A 21,539-nucleotide genomic window follows, 5' to 3' on the forward strand; every position below is an offset into this window, starting at 1 on the left:
GGAAAAATAACTTTCATTAATATCTAACCAAACCCATGAACAAAACAGAAGAACTCCATGTAATTTTTGGTACTGGACCACTAGCAAAAGCCGTCATGCGCGAACTACTGATTCGCAACAAACGGGTGCGAATGATCAACCGCAGTGGCAAAGCCGATGTACCTTCTAATGTTGAAATCATCGCCAGCGATGCTTACGTTCCTGAAAATACACGTGCGGTTACTGCTGGGGCAACAGTAGTTTACCAATGCGCCCAGCCGGGTTACACTCAATGGCCAGAGTTTTTTCCATCCTTGCAAGCAAGCATTGTCAAAGGGGTGGCTGCCAATGGCGCGAAGCTAGTTGTGGGAGATAATCTCTATATGTATGGCCCTGTGAATGGTGTTCTGCGGGAAGATTTGCCCAATGCCGCAACCACCCGTAAAGGCACTGTCCGGGCCCAGATGGCAGAGGCTCTTTTGGATGCACACCGCCGTGGTATTGTACGAGTTGCTATTGGTCGAGCATCGGACTTTTATGGGCCAGAAGTGCTTGGTTCTGCAATGGGCGATCGCATTTTTCCTTCTGTACTGGCTGGGAAGGCTGCATCAGCAGTGGGTGAAATTGATCTGCCTCATACGTATACCTTTATCGATGACTTTGGTAAGGCATTGGTGGTGTTAGGCGAACACGATGAAGCATTGGGTCAAATTTGGCATGTCCCGAATGCTGACACCATTACTACTCGCGAGTTTATCACCATAGCTTTTGAGGAAACTGGACACCCAGCAAAAATAAGTAAGATGGGTAAGTTTATGATGCGACTAGGTGGTATTTTTATCCCAGAAGCTCGTGAAAGCGTCGAGATGATGTATGAGTTTGATGAGCCATTTGTTGTCAATCATAATAAGTACGTCCAAGCATTCGGCAACCATGCCACCCCTTTACGTGAGGCTATTCGGCGCACTTTGGCATGGTATAGCAAACACGAACATCTCAAAACCTTAACAGTGTAAAGCTGACCACAAAACTCGCACCGATTCGAGTCAACGTGTGATGTCCGCCTAATCACTTATCAAAAAAATTCTCCCCATCCCCCCACCAGTCTATTTGTAGGGGCGCATAGCTATGCGCCCCTACCTTGTACCTAGAACGAGAAATGCTATAAAGCTTGTTTCAATTTTGACTTCTGCTGTAAATTCTAAGGAAGACTATTCCGCAGACGACGCAAACAATTTATTGATGCAGCACAATCACAACCAAATAAAGCTACCGCAGCATCGCTTTCTGCATCTGTAACCCCAAGCAGAGCCTTCTCCAGATTATCATCAGTGACATCAATCTCTGCTACGCCCTTCTGCAAATGAGATACTTGTTCAGCACCAGCGCAGAAAAATTGACCAAGTTTCGGATGTCTGACACAAGCTTTCTGGTCTTCTGCGGATACTGGTGTAGTAGCGGCGTCAGGACGGTCTACTGGTTGCGGATTTACTGGTTCGCCAGCTGTGGTGACTTTACTGGTCATTAGCATTGAAGCCAGAGACATCAAAGCTGCGGTTTTGGTAGTCAAATTTATTAACAGTTTCTTCATGCAATTGTTCCAGAATTAGATTGCCAATTAAGGTTAATTTTCTCTAAGGCTTAGTAGGGGAATGATGTTTTCCAAGAACCTGGATACTCAAAGCAATTTACCTGTAATATACACCATGAAATAAATTGCTATTTTAAATTCACAGATTCTTGAAAAACAAGTGACAAAAAACCAAAGTAAAAATTTTTAGTTTTTCACCTTGTATCTTTTACATTTATTTATTTCCCAAACAGGAGGTTTTTCCTTGTTAGAGAGATAGCAATCGATTATACTTCTAATTTCAGGGTTTGCAACTATTAGGTATTGTTAGATTTTAAGAGTATGGCTGATTTACAGGCTTGGTTAAAAGCACGATTTTCAAAAAGAATATTTTAGCTTGCATGTAATCAGGGACTTAATTAATGATACACAAATGCGATCGCTGCATTTTCGTACCATATGAGTAATTATGCTTAAAATCACTAATTGAGAAACAAGCGATCGCTCTATAAATCTGTACAATTGATCTCAGCTGATTTTAGCAGTCTGCCACCCGTGTAAAATTGGCATGGTAAACAATCCCCACGCCAAACCCGTAATCAACCCAAAGGGCGTAACCACATAATTATTAAAACTCCACAAACCGAAAACCTGTGCAGCCAATTCCAACGGATAAGCCATCATTAGCACACTAGCTAAGGCTGCACCACTCCAGCCATACTGACTTAACCAGTAAAAACCTTTACCACCTGTAACCCCATACAACAGACGAGTAATCAACAAACCCGTGACAGTACCGTAGCAGCGCATACATACAGCCATAATATAGGGGGGTGCTAAATCTAAGCCCATAGTCGGTTGTGGACATACATGATTACCCATAAAATAAATGATATTGGCGATCGCTCCAAGCAAAGACAACCCAGACGCAGCCAAAAAGGGAGCAGTTAAAGGTCCGACAACCATCCCCGCTAGCATAATGTCAGCAATCAAACTGACCCAATTGAGATTTTTGGCAGATTGTAATTGCTTAGCGGAAACGATTCTTTGCATAAAATATCCTGTTTTGTTTTTTTGTCTTTTTTAATATACTTACATATCTATAGGACTCTATTTGATTGCGTGAAAAAATTCGCTCTCAAATTGAAAAGGCTGATTTCCTATTCCCCATAGACAATGGTTAATCGCACCTCTACCCACTCTGACTTTTCACGGGATGTTACTTAGAGTGGGTAAGAAAAGACTGGTCTTTACTTACTCCTCAAGAGTGTTTCATGGTGGAAAACCATATTTCTACAAGTGATTTTCCCGAAACTCAACAAACTCTTTACGAAATTTCCCAGAAGTATAGTTTTAGTGGCTTTGAGTGTCGATATGAAGATGTCATCAATGCCACGCAAATATTGTGCTTTTACCGATAATTCTCAAAAATAAAATCCTTTTTATTTTTGACTTGTGAGGTGTTTTATAGCAAGATAGTGTAGGGCATAGTAGCTTGATTTATACTGTGATCTCTAAGGAACTGGGAATAAAGTTTACAACAGTTGTCATCTGGATAGAGTACACTACTATAGCCCGTAACTTCTTAATTTTAGGGGATATTTAGACTAGAGCGATCGCCAAATAAATTTTTCCGCCTAAAATCAATTTTCCAGCGTATCTTTTGACGCTCCCACTATGAACTTCCGAAAAATCTCTTTAGTGGATTGATGTACTTTAATCGAATGATAACAACCTAAAATTCCTGTAGGATGTTCCAGAAATAACTCCTCTCGTGTAATGGATACAGCCTCTGCACGCTGCATTTCTATAGCTTTGACTAAGCTTTGATAATCTGGATTCCGAAGAGCAAGCTTATCTTTTTTAATGTGCATAGCTGAACTTCTAAAAAGATACTCTAAGTTAAACAAACTAGAGGTTGCATGAGTATCATAATCATAACCTCCCCAGCGTTGAGCATCTATGCCAAAACGCAGACACAAATTAGCAGCTATTAATTTCCCGACTTCTGCATTTGGCATTGTCCGAATTGCCAAATCAAACTCTACGCTATCCGCTCTCCATTCTTCAATCCCAGCAAACCAGTATGTAGATAACAACTTATCTTGTATTTTACGTTTAATACCTAAACCTGTTGCATGACCAGCATCATGGTATTGATACTCAATGTGTTGGCGCTGTGAACCTATCGTTTCATCTGCGAGAGAATCTAACAAGAGATTAGCTGTTTCAGGCTCAAATATAAGGGGAATGTTTCTACGGACAACTTGATGAAATCGTTGTCGATGACGTGCTAAATTGTTAATAACTGGACCTTCCAAACTACCAGGTATCATCCATGATTCTGGCACAATAAAAGCTTCACTATCTTCACTGTAAAAGCGGCTACAAGCAAAAAGACATGTAAAGGGAATAATCTCTGTAATTGGTTGTAATAATTTTCCAAAGACATTTAATACTTGTTCTTCTATGTCTTTAAGTGGTACACAATCTATAGGCATCACCTTGCCCAAAATAGCGCTCAGCTTAATAACTCCGCCTTCTTCATAAGAAAGCTGATGGGGAGCAATTAAAAGAAAATAGCCATCTGTCCCGATAAACTCTTTCCTAATAAAACCTTCAGATAAAACAGACCAATCTTCATTTTTTAAAGCATATTTGGTTGCTTGAATCCAAGGTTGAGGAAACATTCTTCCTTCACTAAGTCGTTCGAGCAATAGGATGGTATTATTCAAGTTATTCTGCTCTAGACTCCAAATAATTTGATGAGCTATATTTAGTTCTTCATCGCTACTAATTTTAGGCTGAACAAGTGTTAACTGAGGCATTTTTTCTCCTAATTTTATTCACTAATATTTTTTTAGATATTTGAGCTACCACAGGTTATCACTTTGGATTAAATCTACTTTCAAATTGCATTGATAACCTGTTCCTTTGGGTAACTAATACTTCATTATCTGCACACTAAACTTGGGAATGATTTAGCACTACTAATTTCATTCAATTGTTTTAGTAAAAACTCAATTTCTTCAGACGTATTATAGTGAACCAGCCCAATACGTAATAGACCTCCAGTTGTCTCAATACCTAAACGTTCAGTTAAGTTGATGGCGTAATGATTACCATCCCAAGTGGAGATACCACGCTCAGATAATATTTGGGCTAATTCACCCGGAGTGTAACCCTCTAAACGAATTCCAATTGTTGGGGTACGCCAATCAAAATTCTCTAAAGCACGGATACCATAGAAGGTTAAATTAGGAATTTTCAGTAATCCAGTGACTAGTTGCTCACAAAGCTCTCTTTCATAAGTACAGATTGCTTTCATTGCTGTTAGTATTTGTTTGCGATAACCTAAAGCATTGGGAGCAATTCTACGACCAAGTTCAGCAATATAATTAACAGCTGCTATTGTGCCAGCCATTGCTTCATGATTTTGTGTACCAGTTTCCCAACAATCAGGAATATTGTCTGAAGCAGGTCGAACTTTATAAGGACGGAAACGACCAAGATGTTCGCGTTTACCGTAAAGAACGCCTATATGCGGGCCAAAAAACTTATATGGTGAACAAACTAAAAAGTCACAGTTAATCGCCTGGACATCAATAGGTCCATGAGGAGCATAATGCACAGCATCAACAAACACTAATGCACCAACATTATGAGCTAGTCGCGCTATTTCAGCTACATCATTTATAGTTCCCACAGCATTAGAAGCATAGCCTACTGCAACTAGTCGGGTATTTTTATTAATTTGTTTTACCAGGCTAGTCATATCGAGTGTGCAATCTTCAACATTGATATCTACAACACGTACAACAACACCACGTTCTTCTAAGGCTAACCAAGGTGCAAAATTAGCGTCATGGTCTAGTTTTGTGACAATAATTTCGTCTCCTGGATTTAACTGACGACCAATTGCCCGACTGAGGGCAAATGTTAAGGAAGTCATATTAGAACCAAATACAATCTCATCTTTGTCACATCCTAGAAACTGAGCCATAGCAGTGCGAGCTGCAACTATTGTTTCGTCGGTTTGTATACTTCTACCAAAGGCGCCGTGAGTATTAGCATTTGCATATATCAAATAGTTGCTAATTGCATCAACAACCTGTTGAGGTGTCTGTGTTCCACCAGGACCATCAAAGAAAATATTTGGTCGTCCTTTGGTGTGTTGTGCAAGTGCGGGAAATTGGGCACGTGCCCAAGTAACATCGAAAGATTGCATAGATATCACACTATTAAAAGTTGTTGAATTTAGAAGATATTTACAGCAATTAATTCCAGTTAGTTAGGTTTATCAATACATTTTTTTGAGTTGAATTGACTACACTAAAAAGACTTCGTTAATAGCTTGTATATAGTTATCAGCGTTAATTAGAAATTTATGCAAACTAAGAAATATTTTTTATTTTTCAAAATTTTATTATTAAAAATGTTGAAAATGACAAAATAATCTGTTATTTACATATTTGTAAAATTTATGTAAACAACAGATTTATTATTTAAAATAAATTTTCTTATAGCCTTTCCTGACCTAATAAGGTACACCTGTAGGGGCACGGCAGTGCCGTGCCCCTACGCCTCGTGATATCATGTTGTACCGCATCTGAATGGGAACCCCGCTATAACTCTACTTTCAAATAGATATAGCAGTCCTAAATAATTCGTGAGAAATTGAGATAGTCGGTTTGTAGTCAGCGATTCATAGCTGATTCAGAATTATCAGGATTAAAATACTGACTAGAAACTTTAATTTACAAGATATTTCAAATTTATGAAGTACACAACTTCACTCTCAAAGCCAAGTATAAAGCTTGTGTTAGTGCTGAATTTTGCTGTATTTACACCTGGCTACTTACCTCAATAATATCAAGGTGTTCAGATGTAGGACCTGATAAGACTTGCCCTGTAGCAATATCAAATTTAGAAAAGTGCAGAGGACAAATAATAGTCCCGCTATTTTCATTGATAGAACCACAATACATTCTGCCTTCTCTGTGAGGACATTTTTTAGGAAGTAGATATTTTTTCTCTTTTAGGTCAACGGGGAAATATTCAGAATAATTATCTACATTAGCAGAAACAAATTCCGAAGTTGAACTCTGATTTTTCTTCTTACTTTCTGTAGTCTCAACAATTTCTGTTTTTGCTTTTTTAAGAGCTGCATCAAAAGCTTGTGCAATAATTAAACTTGCTATTTGAATACCTGTCCATACCTTTGTATAGTCAAGACCAACAGCAGACTCGACTTCCCATAATGTACGTAACATATCCTTAGCATGAAAATTATCAATGTGGATATGTTCTGTATAGTATTTACTATTCGTAATATTCAGTCTTTCACACGCATCAGCAAAGCATTTAAAGGTAAAAGGAATCATACTTTCTAAGTATGCTAAAGCTCCTAAAAAATATTCAACATAGGATGCCCTCATTGTCAACCAGTAGAATATATTTAAAAAAGCGTAGCTTTCAGGATTGAGAATATCTAAATAATTTTCAATACTGGTAGGCATTTCTAATTCGCATAGTAGTTTATGGTAGAGGTGAGAATGTGAATATTCATAGTTACCACAACCAAATTCATCAATTAATACCCTGAGCATAGGCATTTGGGCTGTTAATGGAAGCCTACTAATTATGGATAAAAATGATTGGGCTTCAGTTAAGCCATCAATAGCAAATTCTTGAACAATTACCTGAAACTCCTTGAGACTTATCTGAGTTGATATGTAGTCGTAATCATCTGGAGATGCGTTACGTTCTTCCAAAAGAAAATTATTGAATGCTTCTTTAAACTCTGCTCTTGATTTAATAACTTTTATTTTGCTTTGAATAGAATCAAAAACTTCATCTATCCATGATTTTTCAATTTGCAGCATCTTTTTATAAGCATCTGCATCTAAAATGCTGCGGTTATATAAAAATAATTCTTTACCATTCTTCATGTTGCATTTCCTTAATATTTAAATAGGAGATATGTTTCACTAACTGTCAGAATTGTTATAGTAATCGCTAGTAAGTTCAATGTCTGGTATTTTTAATTGCAAAGATACTTGGTACAATTTTTCTAATGATTCAGGAAAACTCTTTTCTTGAGAAATAGGGGGATTAAAAACTGGTAATTTACCACTATCGATAAGCTTTTTGTTCACCGTATAGACGATTTTTTTACGGTTTTTTGCAAATCCAATTAATAACCTATCATACATAGGTAAAGCTTGTAACTCTGAGTCAGTTAGGGCTATTTTAATATCGTTTTCTTCATAGGGAAGCCTTTTGATATTCATAATTGTATGTAGTGTATCCATGAAGGGGTAGTAAGCGTCTTGTAATTCTCGTGGATACAGCCAAATAATATTGTCGCAGCCTCCAACATGTTCTAAGCTCATGCTTATTGTTGTCTGTAAACGCTCTACAAAATAATTTTTACATACAATTCTAGTTTCTTCATTAATACTATGCATTCCTAAAAACAACGATGAATCAATTAATTCTGGTTGAGAAATATTCACAAATCATTTCCTTTGGTTAATTAAAATCTAAAATAAATTGTTTAATAGATAACAACAACAGTTATCTATTAAAGCTTAATTTAATTTGAGCGATCGCTAAATTTTTTCACCTTTAACTTTCCATACTTTGATAAAAAGCATTGATGATTTTACCATGACGTTTAATAGTTCCGTTCCACTTATAACATTGGCGAAACAGGGAATCTCTCTGTTGAGGATAAGAGCGCCTAAAAACTAGATAAATTTCATCTCCATGCTTCACTTCCACTGGAGTTTGTACAGGTAAATAGCAGTGTTTCCAACTGTCTGATGTGGTATGAGACGCAATATCAGAACCTGATATATCTAAAGTAACTGAGTCAGAAAGACTAGCAGCAAAGCTTCCTTTGAATCCTGTAAAAATACCATCTACTTCTACAGTAAAATTCAGAGTAGTTTCATAAACAGCTTGATCGTTTCCATCCATGTTAAATTCTTTCGCTACCTGAGGAGTACTCAAGTAACTTGTATCTGGAATAATTACATCGTAATAAGTATCAAACGGACTTTTAGTTGCTAATCTTTGCAATAGTTTTTCTATGCTATAGTTTGCATTTATTCTTTTGACTTTTTTAGATTGAACTTGCTGATGAGCTTTGGGTGAATTAATTGGTACTAACTGACTGCACACTCTAGACGGCAACATGATTCCTGATTTTTTCAGAAAACGGTTATATGCATCTGTCAAAATTGGGACAAAATCTTCATTGTCTGCGATATTTCCCATAATTTCTGAAATAATCAAATCAACTCGTGTTGGCAAGTTTATGTCATAGGACATACCATGAAAAACATCAAATTTTCCAGAAAAACCATTTTGTTCAAAATTTTGGCTGGCGATGGCAAGTATGTCTTTATTAACATCAATGGCATACAAATGTTTTGCACCTGCTTGCAAAGCCCACAATCCTAAAATTCCTGTTCCAGTACCAAGGTCTAAAACTACCATTCCCGGCTTGACTACTTCTTTGATGGCGTTTTTATAAGCTACCATTCTGATGCGATCGCCAAGCATTAATTCATGAAAATCAATATCCCATTCTAAAATGCTTTCTGAAAAAGGTAACCAGACTTCTTCTGATTGATAATTGCTAAGTAAAGAAGTATTGAGTGTCATCGATAATACTCTTAAAATTTACAAAGTGTGAGGTCTTTAATCTAAAAAACGAAGTAACCTAATATACTGAATCAACTAAAGCAATGCATTCTGTAAAATTATCAGATTTAATTAGAGCATTTATGCAAAGCCGTAAATTATTTTTGGTTATTAGATCTTCACTAAATAGATGTGTAATAATGCTGAAAGGTATATTAATAAAATTAAATTTTCGCAGCTTTGATTGTCCAAATTAGCGAACTATCGACAATTTAAGGTGCGTTAGCCTATGGCATAACACACCCTACACCCACAAATGAAGAAAAATTCTACAATTACGCTGCTTGAATAACTTGGGAAAGGTAAGAATCTCTCTTTAACAAGAACTCATGTAAAAGCTGAGGATAGTTTGGTAACATTGCATTCATAACAGACGGGTGTTTTAGTAAGTTATTTTGCCAAATCCTAACTTTAGGAGTTTGGCAAAAGAAGTCCCAGTCTTTGTATTGCTCAAATACCGCGAAATATCTGAAAATCGGCCCGTAAACTGCATCAACTAATGAAAAGTTATCACCACCGAAAAAAGACCCTTCGTGTAATTGTCCTTCTAAGGTTTGAAACTTCTGAATTAGTTCTTGGGTTTTGGCTTCAAACAAACTTTTGTCTTTTGCACTATAGAAACCTGCAATACTATTAAGAATGCTAGAGCCAAATTCTATCCAAGAACGATATTTTGCTTTTGTCAGCGGATTATCAGGATAAAGAGAGCCAGGGGTAATTTCATCAAGATAGTCACAAATAACGGCTGACTCGAACAAGACTTCATTATCAACTAGCAAAGCAGGAACTTTGCCTAAAGGCGAAATTTCCAAAAACCAAGGTGGTCTGTTTGCAAGGTCGATGTATTCCCTTTCATGAGGAATGTTTTTTTCCAGCATCACTATTACCGCCCGTTGAACATAGGGACAAAGTTCGTGGCTGATTAACTTGAATTTTGGGATTTGCATTGCTCAAAACTATTGTTCAATAACTCGAACGGAAACGATACCCGGACTTTAAGACTTTAATCTAGGCGCTAAGGCTGAGTTAGCATTTTTTTATATAGCCCAGTTGGCAATTATGCGATGATGCTTGAGGTTAAGCCCTCGTTGAATACATCAGGCGAATCGATACTTTTTATGCACTAGTCTATAAAATTTTTTTAGCGATCGCTAAAACTATACCAGAACAACAGCGAACATGGGTAGGGGCGTACACTTAGCTGTACGTCCCTACAGCGGATTCATGTGCTGTATAGCATTAACAAAATAACTAATAGCTACATGTGCTTTACGTTGATTTACTATCAACTGCTTTAACAGTCCAAATGTCAACACTCATCAGAATGAATTACTAATCTATCTAGGGAAAGTTTTAAGAAATTATTAAAAACAACTATGGTATTGTCGGGTAATAAATTCTTTGTTACTCAATAGCGGTACTAGTAACGAAAATGACTCGCTCTCCAAATCCAGGAAATGACCACGAACCAAGGAATCCTCGTTTAAATCTCCTGCTTTTAAAACGTAGCAGTTTGGTTGTAGGAATCATTTTGCTTGGAGGAATTGCAGCTGGTGTTTGGTGGGCTAGAAACTATGTATATAAAGATTTAGCACCTTTAGTACAGCAAAATCTTGAACAATTACTTGGGCGTCCCATAAAATTAGGGAGAGTTGAACGTTTTTCACTTTCTAGTTTGAGATTTGCTTCGCTGTCCATACCCGCAACTGCTACAGATGCAGACCAATTGACAGCAAAAGCTGTAGATGTAGAGTTTTCGCTTTTACAAGTTATTTTAACTAGAAAACTACCATTAAATGTTACATTAGTCCAGCCCAATGTCTACATCCAACAGGATCGAGATGGTCGCTGGGTTACGGCTGAAGTTAGGAGTGCAGAAGGCACTGGTGCTATTCAAACTGAGTTACAAACACTTCAGATTGTTGATGGAAATGTGGAGTTATCACCAGCTTCCGCACCAACTAAACCGAAAGGTTCTGTAGTCATAAATCAATTCGGCGGTGTTGCCAAATTTTTACCCGACAATAAAGGAATTGGTTACGAAATAAATGGTCAACTCACTAGAGGAGGTGCTGTTAAAATCTCTGGTGAAACACAACCTAAAACGCAACAAACTAATCTCAAAGTCATAGCACAAAGTTTACAAGCATCTGATGTCAGTCGATTAATTGAGTTACCAATTGTTTTGCAAGCAGGACAAATAGACGCTGATTTAGGAGTTGCAATTCCATCAAATCCGTCGCAAATAGCTATTACTGGTACAGCTACTCCTAATCAAGTTACTGCTCAAATTGAAAATATTCCCCAAAAGTTTGCTAATTCCAATGGCAGATTAATATTTCAAGGCCAAGCGATCGCCTTAAATAATCTAACTACAAACTTTGGCAAAGTCCCAATTATAGCAAATGGGGCAGTTAATACTCTAACCGGTTTTAATATCTCAGCCCAGGTAAAACCAGTCAGTGCAAAAAATCTCTTAGACACACTCAAAATAAGTTCGCCGGTGGTGGCTATCGGTGAAGTGCAAGCAAATATTAAGTTGCAGGGTTTACTCCAGGAACCTGTTCTCAGCGGTACCGCAAGCAACACCAAGCCGGTTCAAATTGACCGCGTTCAATTCAAAAGCGTCAACACTGATTTTCGATTGAGTGTATCTAAAAAGACATCTCAACTTGCTGTGTCGAATCTGAAATTAGTCCCTGCATCTGGCGGTGAAATTACTGGAAGCGGTCAAGCTACACTGAATGATAGAGTAAAATTTAATATTCTAGCTGACGGTATTTCCGGAGATGTACTGGCACGCAGCTACGGCTTTACTCCTCCAATTAACGTTGGCAATGTCTCGGCAAAGGCGGAAATTACAGGCTCACTGGGTAAACAACCCTTAGCACTTAATGTTTCCAGCGTTCAAATGCGCCCACCATCTGGCGGGCAAATCCTGGGGAATGGTCAAATTCAGCTGGCACCCCAAGGCAACGTCTTATTTAACATTCAAGCCCAAAATTTACCAGGAGATGCAATTGCCAATACAAACGATACTTCATCCGCCATCAAAATTGGTACGATATCGGCAAATGCCAGAATTTCCGGTACTCTCGGCAATCTGCGGACAGTAGTGCAACTACAAGCGCCTACTGCTAGCTATCCCACTACGGGAGAAGTTGTAATTGCTCAACAAGGGCAGAATATCTTATTGCCAAGTGCTATTTTCAACGTCGCAGGCGGTAGAATCACAGCCAGTGGTCGGGTTGCACAACAACGCTGGCAAGCTTTTGTCAACGCCCAAAAGCTGCAATTAAATCGTTTTCCGCAAATACCACCGCAGTTTCAGGGAGTTCTCAGCAATGCAGCGTTGAATTTGTCAGGAAGCACTAGTTCTTTTCAACCCTCAACCATTCAAGCCACAGGACGAGCAAACTTGAATGTGGCGGGGGGTACACTTAACCTCAGGAATATTAACCTGGATGCCGGTCGCTGGCAAGCTGTTGCTAACGCTTCCCAAATTCAACTCCAGCAGATACCACCCGAATTTCAGGGAGTTCTCAGGAATGCGGTGTTGAATTTGTCAGGAACCACCGCTTCTTTTGAACCCTCAACCATTCAAGCCACAGGACGAGCAAACTTGAATGTGGCGGGGGGTACACTTAACCTCAGGGATATTAACCTGAATGCCGGTCGCTGGCAAGCTGTTGCTAACGCTTCCCAAATTCAACTCAACCGGTTCTCGCCACAACTGCGGGGACGGCTGAGTAGTAATGTCAAGTTGACAGGTACAACAGAATCCTTCCAGCTTGCAGATATTCGCGCCGCTGGACAAATTCGGGCTTCACAATTAGCACAGTTAGCGCAACCTTTGACGGCGCAATTTCAATGGAATGGACAGCAAATTATAGTTGAACGGGCAACAACAGCAGGAGTCAGCGCTAGTGGTGCGATCGCTGTACAATTACCCCAAACGGGTACACCTGAGATTGCTAGCTTTAATTTGAATGTCCTAGCCCAGAATTTCAACCTCAAAAATACAGGTTTTCAAGTTCCCGGAGATTTAGCACTAGCAGGGTTACTAGATTTTAATGGACAAATTACAGGCACTCCAAGCACTCCTCAGGCTACTGGCAATATCCGGCTGCGGAATTTTAATGTCAGTAATTTGGCATTCGACCCAGTTTTAACTGGAGACGTGAATTTTCAAGCAGGGCAAGGAGCAAAACTGCAACTTGCAGGTAGACAAGACAGAATAGCGGTTAACCTGGGTGCAGATTATCGCCCAACGTCATTTTTAGTCAAGCGTGGTGGGGCAGTTACCACAGGGAGAACCCAGGGTGATAACTTGATTATCAACGCCCAACAGTTCCCTATAGCCCTGGTTGGCAGCTTTTTACCTGATAATAGGTTGAAACCTTTGGCAGGGCAATTATCGGGAAATTTAGTTGTTAATCTGAATAATTATGCAGTGAGTGGAGACGTAGGGATAATTAACCCTCGTGTTGCCAGAGTCTCCGCAGACGAATTTCGCGGTAATATCAATTATGCCGATGGTGCTGCTAGTTTAACTAATGGTCAATTGCGTTTAGGAAACAGCAATATAGCCTTAAGTGGAAATTTGCAAACCGGAAATGACCCAAAATTTCAAGTACAAGCTAATTTAAACCAAACTAGAATCGAACAACTCTTACAAGCATTTAATATCTTCGATTTTCAAGACCTTGGTAGCGGTTTGGAATCTCCAACTTTAGCGGGAGCAGAAGCACTTAACACGACACCTGTTAGTTTACCAAATGCAGATTTAAAAACCCAGTTAGAGTATTTTTCTAAAATTGAAACATCTTTAGCAGAACAACAGCAAGCAGGTACCCAAAAACCAGCAGCTTTACCGACCCTTGCAGAATTAACAGGTGCTTTAAGTGGGGCAATTACAGCTAGTGGTTCGTTAAAATCTGGGTTGAATGCTGACTTTAATCTTCAAGGTGATAATTGGCAATGGGGTGAATACGCCATTAATCAAGTTACTGCTAAAGGCAATTTTGCAGATGGTGTAGTCACACTTTCACCATTGAGTGTAGGCATCAATCAAGGATTAGTCGCTTTTTCTGGACAGTTAGGAACTGAAGAACTATCTGGAAATTTAAATATAGCAAGTTTACCGCTGTCACTTTTACAGCCATTTATTGAAAAATATCCTATAGATGTTACTGGTCAACTCAATGCTACGGCCAATTTGCAAGGCAGTTTAAAAGATCCTAGAGTTAATGGTGAGGCATCCCTGGCTAATGCCACTTTAAATCAGCAACCCGTACAAACAGGACAGCTAAAATTTGACTACAACAACGCTCGCGTGAATTTTGATAGTACCTTGCTGTTGACGGGAACACAACCAATTGCCATTACAGGTAGCATACCTGCTGCTTTACCTTTTGTGGCAGCAAAACCAGATAATAATCAAATTAGCGTTAACGCCAAGGTGAATAATGAAGGCTTGGCATTATTAAACGTATTTACTAACAATCAAGTTAGTTGGGTAAATGGTGAAGGTGAAGTAGATGTCAACGTTCAGGGTACTTTAAATCAGCCAATTATCAACGGAACTGCGAGAGTTAACAATGCTACTTTTACCGCTCAAGCTTTATCGGAACCCTTAACAAATGTCACAGGAACAGTGCTATTTAATGGCGATACAATAAATGTAGAGAATATTCAAGGCAATTATAATCAAGGGCTAGTGACTGCATCAGGAATCTTGCCGATTCTTACTCCTGAGCAAGGTGCATCTAATCCCCTTAGTGTATCAATAGAAAAACAACTAAGTTTTAAAGTTCCAGCATTATATGAAGGTGATGTCAGCGGTAACGCCGTAATTCGGGGAACAGCACTAAAACCGATAATTGGTGGAGAAATTCAACTGAGTGACGGTAAAGTTATTATCGGAAAATCCGCCACTGATACCTCAAAATCAGAAACTACATCAGAGTCTACTACTATTACTCTCAATACACCAGAGACTAACACTAATAATACAGTAACAACACCAGAGACTAACACTAATAATACAGTAACAACACCAGAAACTAGCGCCCCAACTAGACCCAACTTACCTGTAGAGTTTGCAGATTTACGGTTGATTTTGGGCGACGATGTTCGAGTTACAACTGAGTCTCTACTTGGCTTTGTACCAGGGGGAGCGGCATTGAGTCAACCTCTACTCAGCTTTGATGCTAAAGGTGATTTGACCATCAATGGTACCTTAGCCAAGCCCCTCCCTCAAGGACTTATCCGTTTAACAGGAGGACGGCTGAGCTTATTTACAACAGAGTTTACCTTGGCGCGGGGTTACGAACATACTGCGCGGTTTACTCCAAGTCTTGGACTTGACCCTATCCTAGATGTCCGACTGGTGGCAATTGTACCTGAAGCATCGGCAACGAGCAATAGAATTTTGGAATCACCTTTATCTGCGGAAATCAGTGATGCTTCTGTGAATAACTTTGGTACTTTACGTACCGTTCGCGTCCAAGCAAGGGCCACAGGGCCAGCGAGTGAATTAGCAAATAATCTGGAATTGACGAGTGAACCTGGCCGAAGTAGAGGAGAAATCGTTGCTTTGTTGGGTGGTTCGATTTTGAATTCTTTGAGTCAACCAGGAGATATCACGCAAGGATTGACTAATTTCGCAAGTTCTACTATTTTAGGTAGTCTGCAAGGAACTATAACTGCGATCGGACAGGCTGTTGGTTTTAACGAATTTCGCATATTTCCTACCCCTACCACCAATGAAGAATCAAGAAGATCATCGGTTCTTGATTTATCAGCGGAGGGTGTGTTTAATGTCAATCGCAACTTATCTGTTTCTTTATCGCGGGCTTTTTCTACCAACGAGTCCTTCCGTTACAATGTGCTTTACCGCCTCAATGATGAAATTCTTGTACGCGGCTCAACTAATTTGGATGATGAAAATCAATTCTTAGTCGAGTATGAAAATCGATTTTAGTTGATGTGAAAAGCGCACGCAAAGATTCTAAGGGACTTCCAAAAAATAAATTATCCCACCAAACCTCAAACTGTATTGACTTGTAATCCTAATGACAAATGATAAATAATTATTTATACTCTGTTGCATTTGTTTACATTCAATGCTTGGTTTTATTGAGGTTTGTAAATATTTTGTATTTCTACAAGGAATATTCCTTTAGACTGAATTTCAATATGAAAAAGCTGGGGATAAATACAAATGCATTCGTTAAATATATTCTGTCACGAATTTGTAGTTGCTGTTTCCTTTGTAGCTTGCATCCTTGGACTGGCGTTACTGTGGGATGGTAAGCGCCAAAAAAGTGATGTGGAAGAAACAGAACAGATTCTGTTTAGAATGAGCTTTTCTTATTGGTTGGTTTATTGTGTAGCTTTTGGCATAGAAAAAATAGTTTTACCCGAATGGGAATCTGTGCTAATGACCTTGAGAATAACTACTGCTCTGTCATATTTCTTAACTTTTTCTTGCATAGTGAGTCTGCCCCTACACAAATTTGCAGTACACCGTGTTGAAGAATAGGCATAGGCATTGGATATTAGCTTTGCACAAATGAGCAAATTTTGGATTTTAAATTTTGGATTTTGGAATTGAAGATTTAAAATCCAAAATTTCAAAATGTTTTAGAGGAATTAAAAATCTCAAATCTAAAATTATTTATTCAGAGTAAAAAAGAACGGATGGGGCTAATCTAAAGTCCAAAATCCAAAATTCCTTGCCAGATGACAAGATTATCATTTCATGGCGATCGCCAATGCCGTTTCGAGTTGTTCCTGGGTCAAAATGGTTAAAATAAATACCTCTTGCACCGTTTTCCCCTGCCGGGCGATGACTTTATAGCCTCCGCGAATTGGTACTGAGATACGGAGTAGCATTTTTGGGCAATGACCTTTTACCCGCCCAATCACTCCCGGCGTCACAGTTTGGATGCCATCCTGCTGACAGAGACGTTCTAAAATCGGGATGAGACCAGAAATGTGGGTGGAGTGATTCCAAACTAGTCTGGCAGCTTTTTGGGAAGCTGTCCGGTCAGGATCTGCGGTGGGTTTGCCCATGATGATTAAGCTGCTTCTAGAGGTGCCATTGTCAAACCTGCGCGGCGCAGCTGCTGGTGATAAAGTTCCGCAGGTTCTTGGGGACCAACCCAGACGATCGCTTGACCTTCATAGTGTACCTGATTAGTCAAGTCCCAGGCGCGATCGCCACTCATTCCCGGAATATATTTCATCAAACATTCGGCCACATGCTGGAATGTATTAAAATCGTCGTTTAATACAATCACTTTGTAATTCGGATAAGTTTTACGGGTAACTTGATTAGACCGTTCAGGAGCTACAGTTGGTGCTGTGGCCATCCCGTAAACATCTGCTGAAAGTGTCGTAACCATAGAAGAATTAGTCAATAGGATTTTACAAAACTACATTACAAGTAACTAGTTTAGTGCATTGTCTGGGGAGTGGGGAATGGGGAGTGGGGAATGGGGACTGGGGAATGGGGACTGGGGAATGGGGACTGGGGACTGGGGACTGGGAAGATGAGGGAGATGAGGGAGATGAGGGAGTAGGGAATGGGTAAACTTTCAACACCCACTACCCAATCCCCAGTCCCCATTCCCCAGCCCCCAGTCCCCAGTCCCCAATCCCCACTCCCCAATACCCTACCGCCAATCATCCCAGTTTTGGTTAAAAATGGATGTATCAGGAAAGGCGGTGGGATTACCATTTTGTTTCAACAAGCGTTTGAGTGCTTCTAGCTGTGGTTCTGCTTTGGGTAAGTCATCGACTAATTGGTAAGGTGCGATCGCATTTTTGATGGCAAAACTAGCAACGGTTCCCGCAGCTGCGCCAGCCGACCATTCAAAGGAATGTACTCGATAAGCAGCGGCGGCAATATGACTAGTACCAATGCTTTTACCTCCTACTAGCAAATTGTCAATTTTCTGGGGAATCATCGTCCTCAGGGCAATTTGGAAGGGATAAGCAAGACCCGCACCGCGTCTTTCACCAGCACGTTCTGTGTTACCAGGGGCTTCTGGGGGACTGTTCGTCATGCAAGGATGGAAATCTATGGCGTAGTGACCAATACCCACAGCGTCGGGGAAGATGGTAGAACGAGTCCGGCGTATTACTTTGTCTGGTGAAACTTCACCCGCAATTACAGATGTAGCTTCTAATCCTGCGAGTGCGGCTGTTAATTGCCGATACATATCTGCTGGCAGAGTTTTGCGGTAATATTCGTCATTGTAATTTCGGCGAGAAATATCAATTTCCCAAATAGTAAAGCCTCCTGGTTGTCCCCAGCTAGGGCGGCCAATGATGCGGCGTCCTTCTCGCATATAGGGATATTTCGATAAGCCATGCGCTGTCCCCATTGGTGAATTTAGCCCTGCAACAAAGCGGTTATTAGTTCGTTGCTGCTTGACACCTTCTCCTAGTTGAGAATCTGTAGTCCCAGCCACCAGCCAGTAATAGTAAGATAGGGCGTTTTCCTCGCCGTTGCGGAGAGTTTCTGTTCGCAGTCCTCCCATCCAACCTCCTGGTTTTAACTGTCCAGTACCTTGTAACTGCTGGCGAGTATAAATTAAGTTATCCTTGGCTGTTCCGGGGCGGTAGTCGTTACCCCAAGTCCAGTTTTGCATCGAGATATCCCCTGGTGTCGCCGCATTAAAACTTACACCACCGAATTTTGTTGGTTGCCCTTTCTTGGGACTCCAAATGCGACGGTAGGTAAAAACTAAGTCAAAATTAGCCAGTCGGCTTAATTCATAGCTGAAATATGGCGAGTATTGTAAATAAAATGGCGGCATTGCCTGGGGTTGCGGTTCCTTAGTTGCCTCCATTGCAAAGGTGTAAGTAAAGCCTTGAGGGCAATAGGGATCGTTGGTGGTGCTGGAAGCAGAAGGTTCCAGGTAGGAACGGGCATCAATGCCTAAGCGGTAGGGGACATCAGCCAGGGCGATAATTTCCCCGGTTTCACTGGCGTCTACAACGTACCATTTAGGAGCATCTCCTTTACTTGGCTTGGGGATGAAACGCAGAATAGTTTTGGTAAATCGAGACGAGTTTTCGTAGCGATAGGCGTCTTCAATAACTTGAGATAACGTAAAAGTGTTGAGGACTGGTGCGCCTTTTGCTGGTTGATGTTGGATAGCGATCGCACTATTAATTAATTTACCATCAGCAGCAATTTCCAAATCCTTAATTACCGTGTTAGGAAACCATTGCAGCTTTCCTTTGCCCTGCTTTTCGGCATCTTTGAGCATCTGATTCAAAATGCTGTGAGCATCGCGGGGAAGAAAGCAAGAGTCACTTACCCAGCAATCACCGGGATTAAGTTTACCGTATTTACGCTCAATGCGGTTTCGCAATTCTAGGTAGCCACGAGAATAGAATTGCTTCGCCCGTTGGGTTGGGCGTTCATCTAACGCAGATGTCCCTTGAGCAGAAATTTGTCCTCCCAGCCAGTCGGTAATTTCCGTCACACAAACCGTTCGTCCTGCGAGTAAGCCCTCGTAAGCGGTGGCGACGCCAGATAGTCCACCACCCACAACTAAAATTTCGCAATTGACACTTTTATCTGGGGTTCTCGGTGGTGTAGCCTTTGCCCCATCAAGTGCAACTAAGCTAAATATTAAATTGAGACCGAACAGCGATGTCAAACTATAAGCTACTTTGTGTCTACACTTCATCGTTAATTAGTCCCTTCAAATCCTCTATCACCTTGTAGACGGTAGCATCGAAGAAATGACGATCACAAGTCTATTTAATAGGGCATGGGGCATTGGGCATGGAGCATTGGAAGAGGCAGAGGGGCAGAGGGGAAAGAACAAGGCACATTGAACTCTCCTCTGCTCCCCTGCTCCCTCACTCCCTCATCTCCCTCATCTCCCCCACTCCCCACTCCCCACTCACTAAAAAATTGGGCCACGCACCCCGCTAACACCAGAGACTTTCCCAGACTTAGTATTGGCTGCACAACCTACGTAGTAGCCACCGGCAAAAGTTAAGCCTGTGTCAGTTTGCAAAAAGAAAGCACGATAGAGAACATCTAACTCTTGTTCTTGGATAGCGCCGGAATCATCAATAAAGGGTAGTCTTGCTTTTTGGTGTTCAACCTGACGCTGGACTACGGCAAGGGTCTGACTCGCACGAAGTTCACGCACTAAATTGATCCATTTTTGCGCTCTTTGATAAGACCCAACTTTAACACCTCTGGAACCATAAGATTGATCTGGTGTTAAAACTTTGATCACAGACTTTTGACGTTCAGGAATTTCTTCGGTTACTTCAGACAACAATTTCATTTCTGGAATAATTGTTTGAGCAATTTCAAGATTTAATCCTGCCTGTTCCCATATACTAGTGTTGCTAAAAATCGAAGCTAATCCTAATTTAGACATTAATATATCAGGATGAGGCTCTATCTCTATTCGACCTTCTACCCAAGATTGCAAAAGTAACTCTAGATTACCTTTTAAGGGTGACTCTGGTTCGGCTTCTATTTTCCAAGGGTCAAAGTAGCGGTGAACATGAAGTTTATCTTGCTGAAAAAATTCGGGCTTTAATTCACCCAATAGATGCACTTGATCGGGGTTACCAGACATTTCCTGCACAAAAAAGCGGGCATCGTAATAATCTAAATCTTTTTGAGTCAAGAGAAAATGAATATTGTCACAGATGTGGGTACGATACTGCTGAGCTAGGGTCGATTCACAACCCCATACTTTCTGAAAAACAGTAATAATTCCCAAGCCGCTGGGATTATGTTCGATTTCAAATATTTGGGGTGTCCCTGCTACGGATGTAAAATCAACACGCATCAAACGCGGAGTTTTTGCAGCACCTATTTGGTTTAACTGACTTTGGAGAGGCGTTTGATTAAAAGGTGGCCATCTTTGCAAACCTAACTCCCAGGCTTTTGGCAAACTATCAATAAAGTTTTGCAGAAAAGTTGTGAGGATGTCAATTTCACTATGAAGATACAAAGGTTTGATGCCAATGTCGAAAGAACAGTTGCAATCATCTTTGTATTTTTGGATCGGTTGAAATTTGGCGATCGCTTCCTGTTCATTCGTCAACAAAGATGCTGTCTGCAATTCGAGCAAGTCCAGGGGACTAGTGGAAGTATATTTTTTATTTGCTGTCATTTATACCTGGTTCTTAAATACATCGTTAACCTGAGTGTAAATGGATTTAAGTATTTTTTTCAATTTATTGTGGTACTAAAAGTTGGAAATGCAAGACTTTTAAGCCT

General features: G+C 40.2%; 16 protein-coding genes. 4 read left to right on the forward strand and 12 right to left on the reverse strand.

The genetic code is table 11. The annotated features are described in order from the left end of the window. Positions 1 to 35: 35 nt before the first annotated feature. A complete protein-coding gene (locus tag IQ276_RS25270) occupies positions 36 to 995 on the forward strand; it encodes an SDR family oxidoreductase (protein ID WP_193915186.1) in 960 nt (319 codons plus the stop codon). Positions 996 to 1,180: 185 nt separating this feature from the next. Here the strand turns inward: IQ276_RS25270 and IQ276_RS25275 are convergent, their stop codons facing one another. Together IQ276_RS25275 and IQ276_RS25280 are read right to left on the reverse strand one after the other, a co-directional pair. After that, a complete protein-coding gene (locus IQ276_RS25275; RefSeq protein WP_193915184.1) occupies positions 1,181 to 1,570 on the reverse strand; it encodes a hypothetical protein in 390 nt (129 codons plus the stop codon). 507 nt (positions 1,571 to 2,077) lie between these two features. Then, positions 2,078 to 2,602, reverse strand: a complete 525-nt coding sequence (locus tag IQ276_RS25280) for a DUF2085 domain-containing protein (protein ID WP_073645337.1) — start codon at positions 2,600 to 2,602, stop codon at positions 2,078 to 2,080. A gap of 221 nt (positions 2,603 to 2,823) precedes the next feature. Between IQ276_RS25280 and IQ276_RS25285 the strand changes: the two genes are divergently transcribed. Further along, positions 2,824 to 2,970: a hypothetical protein gene (locus IQ276_RS25285; protein ID WP_193915183.1), complete on the forward strand. Its 147-nt coding sequence runs from the start codon at positions 2,824 to 2,826 to the stop codon at positions 2,968 to 2,970. A 222-nt stretch (positions 2,971 to 3,192) separates the two neighbouring features. On the opposite strand, the gene IQ276_RS25290 is transcribed toward IQ276_RS25285, so the two are convergent. From IQ276_RS25290 to IQ276_RS25315, 6 genes are all read right to left on the reverse strand, one after another. Next, entirely contained in the window at positions 3,193 to 4,377 is a 1,185-nt protein-coding gene (locus IQ276_RS25290; RefSeq protein WP_193915181.1) for a DUF6014 family protein, read from the reverse strand. A gap of 125 nt (positions 4,378 to 4,502) precedes the next feature. Beyond that, positions 4,503 to 5,777, reverse strand: a complete 1,275-nt coding sequence (locus IQ276_RS25295; protein ID WP_193915179.1) for a cysteine desulfurase-like protein — start codon at positions 5,775 to 5,777, stop codon at positions 4,503 to 4,505. Positions 5,778 to 6,393: 616 nt separating this feature from the next. Beyond that, positions 6,394 to 7,500 (reverse strand): iron-containing redox enzyme family protein, encoded by a 1,107-nt coding sequence (locus IQ276_RS25300; RefSeq protein WP_193915177.1) that lies wholly within the window; start codon positions 7,498 to 7,500, stop codon positions 6,394 to 6,396. Positions 7,501 to 7,539: 39 nt separating this feature from the next. Further along, positions 7,540 to 8,067 (reverse strand): DUF6190 family protein, encoded by a 528-nt coding sequence (locus tag IQ276_RS25305; RefSeq protein ID WP_193915175.1) that lies wholly within the window; start codon positions 8,065 to 8,067, stop codon positions 7,540 to 7,542. Between the two features lie 112 nt (positions 8,068 to 8,179). After that, positions 8,180 to 9,223 (reverse strand): 50S ribosomal protein L11 methyltransferase, encoded by a 1,044-nt coding sequence (locus tag IQ276_RS25310; RefSeq protein ID WP_193915173.1) that lies wholly within the window; start codon positions 9,221 to 9,223, stop codon positions 8,180 to 8,182. 314 nt (positions 9,224 to 9,537) lie between these two features. After that, complete coding sequence (locus IQ276_RS25315; protein WP_193915171.1) at positions 9,538 to 10,209, reverse strand: glutathione S-transferase family protein; 672 nt, start codon at positions 10,207 to 10,209, stop codon at positions 9,538 to 9,540. 485 nt (positions 10,210 to 10,694) lie between these two features. Here IQ276_RS25315 and IQ276_RS25320 point away from each other — a divergent pair, with 485 nt between their 5' ends. After that, positions 10,695 to 16,247, forward strand: coding sequence for a translocation/assembly module TamB domain-containing protein (locus tag IQ276_RS25320; protein ID WP_193915169.1), 5,553 nt, complete (start codon positions 10,695 to 10,697; stop codon positions 16,245 to 16,247). Between the two features lie 240 nt (positions 16,248 to 16,487). Beyond that, positions 16,488 to 16,808: a hypothetical protein gene (locus tag IQ276_RS25325; RefSeq protein ID WP_193915167.1), complete on the forward strand. Its 321-nt coding sequence runs from the start codon at positions 16,488 to 16,490 to the stop codon at positions 16,806 to 16,808. Positions 16,809 to 17,020: 212 nt separating this feature from the next. On the opposite strand, the gene IQ276_RS25330 is transcribed toward IQ276_RS25325, so the two are convergent. From IQ276_RS25330 to IQ276_RS25345, 4 genes are all read right to left on the reverse strand, one after another. Continuing rightward, positions 17,021 to 17,341 (reverse strand): DUF2103 domain-containing protein, encoded by a 321-nt coding sequence (locus IQ276_RS25330; RefSeq protein ID WP_190877603.1) that lies wholly within the window; start codon positions 17,339 to 17,341, stop codon positions 17,021 to 17,023. Positions 17,342 to 17,346: 5 nt separating this feature from the next. Then, complete coding sequence (clpS, locus tag IQ276_RS25335) at positions 17,347 to 17,673, reverse strand: ATP-dependent Clp protease adapter ClpS (RefSeq protein WP_073640933.1); 327 nt, start codon at positions 17,671 to 17,673, stop codon at positions 17,347 to 17,349. Between the two features lie 270 nt (positions 17,674 to 17,943). Beyond that, on the reverse strand, positions 17,944 to 19,974 hold the full coding sequence (locus IQ276_RS25340; protein ID WP_193915858.1) for an FAD-dependent oxidoreductase: 2,031 nt from the start codon (positions 19,972 to 19,974) through the stop codon (positions 17,944 to 17,946). Between the two features lie 222 nt (positions 19,975 to 20,196). Next, positions 20,197 to 21,432: a hypothetical protein gene (locus IQ276_RS25345; RefSeq protein WP_193915861.1), complete on the reverse strand. Its 1,236-nt coding sequence runs from the start codon at positions 21,430 to 21,432 to the stop codon at positions 20,197 to 20,199. Positions 21,433 to 21,539 lie beyond the last annotated feature (107 nt).

The organism is Desmonostoc muscorum LEGE 12446 (assembly GCF_015207005.2).
Taxonomy (GTDB): Bacteria; Cyanobacteriota; Cyanobacteriia; order Cyanobacteriales; family Nostocaceae; genus Nostoc; species Nostoc muscorum.